The sequence below is a fragment of the Vulcanisaeta sp. EB80 genome (assembly GCF_002078205.2).
Genome location: NZ_LCWN02000082.1, coordinates 1 through 9,104 on the forward strand (window position 1 = coordinate 1; position 9,104 = coordinate 9,104).

Here is a 9,104-nt window from a genome sequence, read left to right on the forward strand (position 1 = left end):
GGGTCACTAGGCTTGCGGAGGCTTACTCTAGCTACCAGGAGTTCTTCGTTGAGTACCTAACGGCTGAGGGCTTAATTAAGCGTGAGAAGGCTGACCTTCTGAGGAATGAGGCTAGGAGGATGATGAGACTCGCGGCATTGGCGAACCCATTGACGAAGGAGGAGTGGGAGAGACTGAAGGAATTACTCGATAAGGACCCCGACAAGGTCACGCTCGAGGAGGCGTTGGAACTGAGGGAGCTAGCCAGGAAGGTGGTTAGGGAATATGGTGAGTACCCGGAGGCCTGGAAACTGCACATATACGCCAGCATCCTGGTCGGCACCGCGATTAGGAGGAAGGCGGAGGAGTCAAAGCAACAGGGCCAGCAATGACGTGGCTCAACCACTAATGCCCTGCCTATTGAGTAATGCCCTCAACTCCTCAAGCTCCCTACCCAACCCCTCATCCCAAACGTCCCTGAACAAGCCCTTTATTTCCGTAACCCACCTAACCACTTCGATTATGTCGTCCCTAACCTCGTCTAAATCCCTATAATCGACTAAGTTCGGATTCAGGCCGTTGTAGGAGAACCTATGTAGCGATAACGCAATTCTCACCACCCTATCAACGTCAATACCAATCCTCCCCAAATCCCTCGATATGCCAATCAACCCAGTGGTTGGTGCCGAGTAACCAACGCTCTCGTACCAAACCCTCCTCCTTCCATCCACGACCTCTACCAACCTACTGAAGTTGCTAACAATCAACGCACTAACTATCGACTTAACGCTCATGAAGGCCTTCGCAGCGGCGTTCTGAAGCAAACCCCTACTTAACATCTCAAGCGCTAGCTTTGCCTCGGTTAAACCATCGAGGACCTTGGCGTATACGTAGGCCCTTGGGTTGCCCTTGTAATCCAGGTAACCAACCTCGTTCATATAAGGTAATTATGCAATTAATTATTAATTCCTTAGTGTCTTATTAATCATCCTGAGCAATCAATTACTGATGGGTAGTAGGGGTTCACTATCGACTATAGTGGCCGGAGTACTCGTGCTAATGGCATTAATTATCGGAGTACTTATTGGTGCAACTGCGCTTTCCATGATAACTACACTGGGCAGCATAACGGCGAACCACGTTAGGGAGGTTGGCGTTGAGTCGGCAATGTACAGCGGCTTAGTAACCCAGGGTAACGAGTTAATCAGCACCAGGGGATTCATAACAATAATAGGCGCAGTGACGCCAAGGGGCTTCACCTGGATAAACAAGACGACGCAGTACTACGTGGCAAACACCACGGAGCCAGAACTACTACTAACGAGCGTAGGCCCAGTCCTACTAGACCCAACGCAGACAAACACAAACAACTGGGCAGCCCCAGCTAACCCACTGGGCAACTACCTCTGGCATTGGGTGACGGCTGTGGTAACAACGAAACAAGGGCAGAATACATACTCAGGCCTTGTGGAGCCCTACGGCAGTAACTACTACATAGTGCACATAAACCCCAACTACCTCGTCGGGCCACTAACAAGCACCAACGCCTATATAATACAAGACCATGGAGTTGGGGTCTGGGGATGCGAATCCGTCGGTGGTTGCCCACCAACACCACCAGGAGGGCCAGTAACAACGAACAACTATGCCGGCTACTGGCCTCAGGTGAGCATAATTAGGGTTAACGGCACAACCATTGAGCTGTCAATAACCTTCCTAAAGGGAACGAGCTTCGTAAGGGCACCACAGTACTTCTCACTCTACGTGTTAAGCCAGGACAATCCAACCTGGCTAAACCCATACTGCACCGGGCAGCACGTAATATCACCGAACAATTGCACCTTCGACATGACGTGGATCCAATACCCATACCAACAGGGATCAGCTTGCTACAACGGTGGCTGGATATGGTGCACACTACCAAACACAGTAACCTACAATATAATTATGAACATGAACGCACCAGTACCAAACAACTACTACCTAATAATGATAATCCAGTACCCAACATATTTCGGTATACCGGCATACGGCGACACAGCCTTTGCCTGGAACATAACGGGCACAAACCCAAACTACCCAACATGGCTATACCCACCAAGCCCACCAGCCAACGTATTAACACCTGGTTAAAGATATAAACCAATAAATAAACTATGTATTAAACAACTAATTCCAAATATTTTATTTATATGTTCCAGAAAATTCGGAACACTTGAACGGCACTATTCAAACAAGTCCCTTATAAACCCCAGACAGCAGCGGAGTCCGATGACTAGGTCCAAAACCAAATGGGGAACAACAAAACTACTCCCAATACTACTAGTAATAACTATAATAGGTATAGTAGGAGCGCTAGGGCACCCAGCCCTAGCAGTAACGTATGGACCATATGGACCAACATCAACGTATGGACCATATGGACCAACATCAGTACCACTACCGCCAGTAACATACACATACACACTCTCCTGGAACCTAACAGACGCAAGACTAACATCTACTGTAACTACTGTAACTACCCCATCATGCCAGGCATGTTACAACAACTTAATATCTTACATGGTGCCTTGGTACTTCACAGCGGGTAAGTCCTTCACCATATACATAGCCAACGCATCCGACGTGTACTACTGGACCACCAGCAGCGGCTGGCAGCTTGGGCAGCCAGTAACCATGACAGCAACAGCCACCGCGAACTCAACAGGCGGTGTAACCTGGACAGTAAGCACAACACTAAGCGGCGGCATAACGCCAAGCCAGGTTTACGCGAACTGGACCGTGGTCATTGTCTTGAACAACTACGGCGGAGGCAACTGGATGGTCTTCAACGTAACAAGCATTGATATGGACCTAGCAGACCTAATGAGCAACCTAACTGCATCACATAACATTAAGAGTTACATACCAGTATCACCATCAATAGCAAGTACCTTAATACCAAAAGATACAAGTGAGACTGTAACATACACGTATGTCTATGGAACACCACCGAATGTTCCATCACCGTCCACTACGACGTATGCTGAAACAGCTGTGGCATACCCACTCTTTAGGCCCGTGTATGGTGCAGAGACAACACCTGAAAGTTACTATGTAGTACTGCCAGACCTATACTTCTTCTACCTATTCGTTGGTGCAGCAACAACCGTCACGACACCTTCACCATTACCATCTGCACCGCAGCTTGAGGCCTCCGTAACCCTGGGCACCGGGGTCACCGTGTTCGGACCAACAACGCAGAACTCAACAGTATCAGGTGTTAGCCAGGACATATACGGTTACTCATACACAGGCTTCGGCCCAATCTACTATGTGACGAACCAATTCAGTGGCTTGAACTCGGCTGATCACAATTATCCGAGCGTCACGGCTCAGCCTATAGTTATTACGGTGTATGATGTCTACCCAAGCGGGCAAATGGTCCCGCTTTATAACTACACAACAGCCAATACGAATAATTACACAACACCCGAGTCCTTCAACGCAGCCCAGGCCTACGACTTCTTCTGGCAATATGCAATAACCTTAACCGCCATATGCAATGCCATGCATGCCCATGCCATCCCAACACTACTCATCGGGGTGCCCGTTGTTGAGTTCTACATAGGCAGTGTTTATGACCTGAAGGGCAACTTAATAATTGGTAGTGCCACAAATATTCCAAACCCAATACTTGCGGAGAAGCTCTACGTGAAGTGGCTACTGGCAACCACACCAACGGCGACTATTGTTAGCGAGAGCTACCTACGCTACTACGAAACAACACCAGCAACCGTACCAGTTGGTAAGTTCACGGGCACGGGACCAGGTGCACCATCATTCAAACAGTTTAAGACAACACCGCCTGAGCTCTACATATTCTATGAGAATGTGCCGGTATTCACAGCCACAATATCAGTATCTCAGGGCGTTACCTCCGTCACTATTACGAATATAACCGTTGGTTTAATGCCGGTGTTCATCAACATAACCCAGTACCAGCCAAGCACCCCAGCTAGTCAGCAACTGCCGCTCAGCCCTAACATAGTCCCGTACCTAACCGTGTACTACGCCTACTCACCAACCGCACCAATAATCTCGCAGACACCACCTGCAGCTGCTGTGCAGGGTATGCTGTATTACGAGGAGCAGGTATGGACGAACGAGACGACTTACGGAACGTACTGGCCAGCAACAATAGCTCAATTCCCACCGTTTGAGGAGTCCTCAGTGTCTGGAGTACTCGTTACACCAGAGGTTAATTGGTTACCAGCACCACCAATAAACGCGACAGTAACGGTAAAAGGTACTGGGCAAGTCACAGTTACACCGAGCTACTCAATAACTTCACAGCAGGTGTATTACTACACGTTCTGGCTCCAGTATAATGGCTTAACGGTTGGTTATGGAGTCTACGAACTCGGTTATAGACCCAGCAGTATATACAATGAGCAGTATGGAGTTAGCACACCAGAGTATCCGCTGTTCAATGTGTACCCAATAAGTAAGAGCAACAAGACATTACTCTCATTCTATGACAACGGTACTGAACACGCCGTAATGACACCAACAGGCGTGTGGCCAAACGGTACCATAGCGTTCGCCAACGTCACTGTGGAGAGGGCATTCATAGCCGCAGCATACACAGTATTTAATGCACAGTTCCTCAACCTATGCAACGAAACCATAACAAGCGGTGTTGTGTATGCGAGCGAGTTAACGCCAAGTGGCACCACGGTTACCCTACAGCCGGTAGCCCTGAGCTCCTCAGCCTATATAATGAAGATAACGGCGCCAATAGCCCTACAGATATCGTCAGTATCCGGCGTACCGTACATTGAGACTATGACGCCTGTGTTCAACTTCACCCTGAACTACTACGGCTACGTAATGCCCAGCGTCAACTACACAACGAGACAGCCCATATACAACATACAGCTGAAGCCCGGCATAGTCAATGTTGTCTACTTCCCACTGATAAGCATCAACGTACAGGTGCTCAGCCAGACAAAGCCGCAGTACCCGTTATGGGGCTTCGCGGTGAGCGTCTATAGTGTGGTTAATGGGCAGGAGATGTGGCACGCAATAACCAACTCGAGCGGTATGGTCTACGTGATGAATGTACCACTCAATGCCAGCTACATACAACCAAGCGGTAAGGCTTACGTGATGCTTAAGGTCAGGACGATAAGCCCGGCAACAGACAATGTCTCCTCATTATACGCAAGTGTGTCGTATCAGTACGGGCAGACGTACCAGAACTACACCAGCGCCCTAGGCATACCAACTGGATACTACGCCTATACGCTGGGTACTAGGGGTCCATTTGATGAGGATCTCGTGATATACTACGAACCATTCTCGGTGCCGGTCACAACAACATGCGGTCAGGTGTTCCCCGTCACGGTATCAGTCGAGAACCTACACATAGTGGTCACGGACCTAAAGGGCAATGTACTGAGTAGCCAGCCCGTGTACCCATGCGCAACACCGAGCTACTGCCCATCATTCTACTACAACGTGACGTTAGTGATTGACGACCAATACAGCCCGTACTACCTAGCAAGCCAGTGGTTAGTGTTCCCAACATACTGGTTGAACCTAACCGACTTCAGGGTTGTTGGCGAGACCTGGATGCAGCCGCAGTTTGAGTCCCTGGAGAGTACGTTCCAGTCATTGATAGCCGCTGACCAGGCCGCATACCAGAGTGGTACAATAAGCCTGCAGAACTACACTGAGTGGTATGTTGGGAACTACAGCTACTACACACTAGCGGCACTGCTGGCTAACTACAGCACCGCATCGCCGTTCGCCATATTCACGTTCCCATCGATAGCGCCTCACGAGGGCACGATATTCGTTAGGTTGTTCATGCCAGGGCAGGCATTCCAGATGAAGGTGTTCTACCTAGGGCAGGAGGTGTTCAACCAGATAGTGCCCGTGCCACCACCCAATGAGAACGTAATAATCACACCAACAGGGCAGGTAACATACACAACGAGCCCGGTGACCGTCTACATAGCGGGCACGCCAGTCACAATACCGCCGAACGGCACAATAATCATTGAAACAAGCGTGTACCCAGTCACCTTCAACATAACCAGCAAGAGCGGCATATACCCAGTGGGCAACACCTACCTAGGGCTAACCTTCACTGACGTACTGTACAGAGAGTACGTGATGAAGCAATACTCAGCCCTATCTACGCAGACAGCCTTAACGTATATAAATAACACGGCCTATCCATTCAACGTGATGAGCTTCGGAATACTAAATGTCACAGTGCTTAACCTAACCGCGAAGGGTACCTCCGCAATAGTCGAGAACTCCATTAACTACTGGCAGTTAGAAGCGGCACCGAGTGAGGAGAACATAAGCAATGTATACTCACTAGCCGGCTACGTACTGCCCAACCTGGGCGGCTTCTTCGTTAATTCAAGCAGCCCAACAACGAGTCTGACACCGCTGTACATGACCAGTATATACCCGAACGTGTTCTCCACAACGCCGATAGGAGTCACGTTCAACTTAACCATGGGCATACCGATATATGCCCACGTAGGGACAACAATAGTCGCAACGGCGATTCCGAACGACATCTTCCTATACGCACCACCACCAACCATCTATAGCGAGTATAGGTTGTTGGTTAATGAGTCATTGATGGAGCCCGTAACGCCAATACCTGCTGTAATCGATGGTTCATCACAGTCCCTACAGGCAACGAGCCTGAGTGGTGTGTATCCAACAACATATGCCGTTGAGGTTACTCAGAAGGCGTCAAGCATGGTTGAATTTAACTACACCGCGGTTCCGAATCTAGCGAGCTATAGGCTGTGGGAGGCATACATCAACGCCACCGGCATGACTTCCGTGACCAACGCCACCATAGGCATATACGCGGCTAACGCAACCGGTTGGTACTACGTGTACAGCGTCAACGTTACGCAGCAGTTCCAGGAGGCCATGGTTAGGGCAATACCGCTGTATGTGTACCTGAGCTATAGCAAGATAAGCAGTGTTGTGCAGTCGCCAACAGAGGTTGCCGTGGTGCTTTACGTCTACGGTAGTGGGACCTACTACGTACTACCGCCAGCCTACTACGGAGACCACACGCACATAGCATACCCAGTGATAAGCAGTGGCTTCGGCGGTGTGGTTAACTACTACACTGAGAATCTATACACAACATACACCACATCCACAACAAAGACTGTAACATTCACATACCCAACGGTTAATGCAACATGGTATCCATACTTCGGAAGCCCACTGACAGTGGTGATACCAGTTGGTTCCAATGGTGAGGCTGTGTTTGATATGCCGTGGTGGGCACCGACGACCGGCGCCTACGGTACTAGGATTGCCAGGTTCTGGATAATGGGCACGACAAGCACGCCGAATGTTGGTTACGGCTCAATAACGCCAGTCATAAAGCCAAGCCAGTACGTGGCTGGCGCAGTATCGCCACTGCCCGAGTACGCAATAAGCAGTTACGTGCTGCTCAACTACATAACGCCAATGGGTAATGCGACCACAGTCTACGTTGGTGAGTGGCCGCCGGGCGTTGTGAGTGCTAGTGGTTCGTTCTACATGACGGCAATAGGCGCCGGCACAGGCGGCACATCAGCCCCAATGCTGAGGTTCGACACGTTGTTCCCAGAGGATCTGTGGAACGTAACACTAGGTGCAATACAGGAGGTTAGTGGCGTGTACAACCTGAGGACCGTTGCCCTAGAGAGTGTTGAGGTTTACAACAATGCGTCGTTCCCGATATTCGTTGCCGCAATTAACTACTCAGTACCAGTTAAGTACTTAAAATATCCGCTTTTAGAGGAAGTTAGGTACTACCTAATCAGCGTGCCGATTACTGAGATTAGTCCAGATACTATTGCCGACATACCGGTGCAGTACATCTACGGTAGTAGCTATGAGTTCAACTCGACGTGGTGTGACCTAGGGAACTACACGCCGTACATACCCGATCTAGGCGTTAAGTTCTACTACGCGCCACCCAACGCCACGTTCTACCTAGTTAATGGTACGGCATTGCCGTTCACGGTGTACCCGAACGGTACGGTCAAGGTTGGCCCATTGACCTACAGTATAAGCCAGATAGAGGCTCCGCTGGAGTCGCCGAGTATTGATTTCTTAATGCTGTATGCCGGTAGTGAGCCTGAGTATGTTAATGCGACTGTTACGCCGCAACCCTATCATATTACGTGGGATATTGCTGGTTATGTGTACCTATACAGTGGTCAGTACCCGGTGATGCCTACGGCGAGTAATGATACTGAGGCTAAGCTATACTTCTGGTATCCAACAGCGGCGCTTGGTGCTGTGGAGGACTGGGATGGTAGGCCGTTGCCCAACCAGATGGTTGTTGAGTATGTGTCGGGTGCGCCGAGGTTCTGTGCGGGTGTTGCGCCAATAGCCATTGACTTCAGCGGCTTGAATGGTCAGTTGATGCAGCCGTTACCCAATGCTACGGAAGAGGGCGTTCCCGCTAATATTGCTGTGTATTGGTACGACAGCTGCCTACTGTATAACATAACCAAGGGTGTCTACCCATACATCGACATATACGACACGGCTATATCAACTGATGTGCAGACCCTAGGCGATGCGTTCAGCACGCCTGTTGTTGAGACTCACGTTGTGCCGGCCACGATATACCTAAAGAGCGCCACTGGCACCGGCATACCTGGTGCATTGGTTGTTGTGTTTGACCAGCCAACCATGGGCAATGAGTTACTAGGCTTCAACGTGACCGGCACTGACGGTTCGATAACACCTGTTGATTACAGGATATACCCACCAGCCACAAGCCAGCTACCACCAACGAACTACTACGTGGTTGCCTACTACGCGGCGAATGGTACACCATTGACGTGGCAGCAGATAGAGCAGGCAGTAAGCAGTGGTGCAACGCTCTACCTAGTGCCTGTGTTTGAGAACACCTTCAGCATACAGAGGACTGTGACTGCCACAGAGGCCATTGAGTCCTTCACGCTATCTAATATACTAACGACAGCCAACATAGTGGTTGTTCTATCGAGCTTCGGCCCAGCACCAGGCGTTACACTGAGCTACAGCGTGTCTGAGCCGGAGTGCCCAATCAAGATAACGCAGGTCTCGCCGGC

3 protein-coding genes and 1 pseudogene are annotated in these 9,104 nt (G+C 49.9%); 3 read left to right on the plus strand and 1 reads right to left on the minus strand.

All coding sequences use genetic code 11. From position 1 onward, the window contains the following. Positions 1-371, plus strand: a pseudogene (locus tag B7L70_RS11015) (hypothetical protein); the annotation flags it as partial. A 6-nt stretch (positions 372-377) separates the two neighbouring features. Here B7L70_RS11015 and B7L70_RS11020 read toward each other — a convergent pair. After that, positions 378-917, minus strand: a complete 540-nt coding sequence (locus B7L70_RS11020; protein ID WP_081228233.1) for a PaREP1 family protein — start codon at positions 915-917, stop codon at positions 378-380. 70 nt (positions 918-987) lie between these two features. On the opposite strand from B7L70_RS11020, the gene B7L70_RS11025 reads away from it, so the two are divergent. Beyond that, the gene (locus B7L70_RS11025) at positions 988-2,112 is read left to right on the plus strand and encodes a hypothetical protein (RefSeq protein ID WP_081228235.1); all 1,125 of its coding nucleotides are present in this window, start codon (positions 988-990) and stop codon (positions 2,110-2,112) included. Between the two features lie 138 nt (positions 2,113-2,250). Next, a partial coding sequence (locus B7L70_RS11030; RefSeq protein WP_081228236.1) for a hypothetical protein occupies positions 2,251-9,104 on the plus strand: 6,854 nt, incomplete at its 3' end.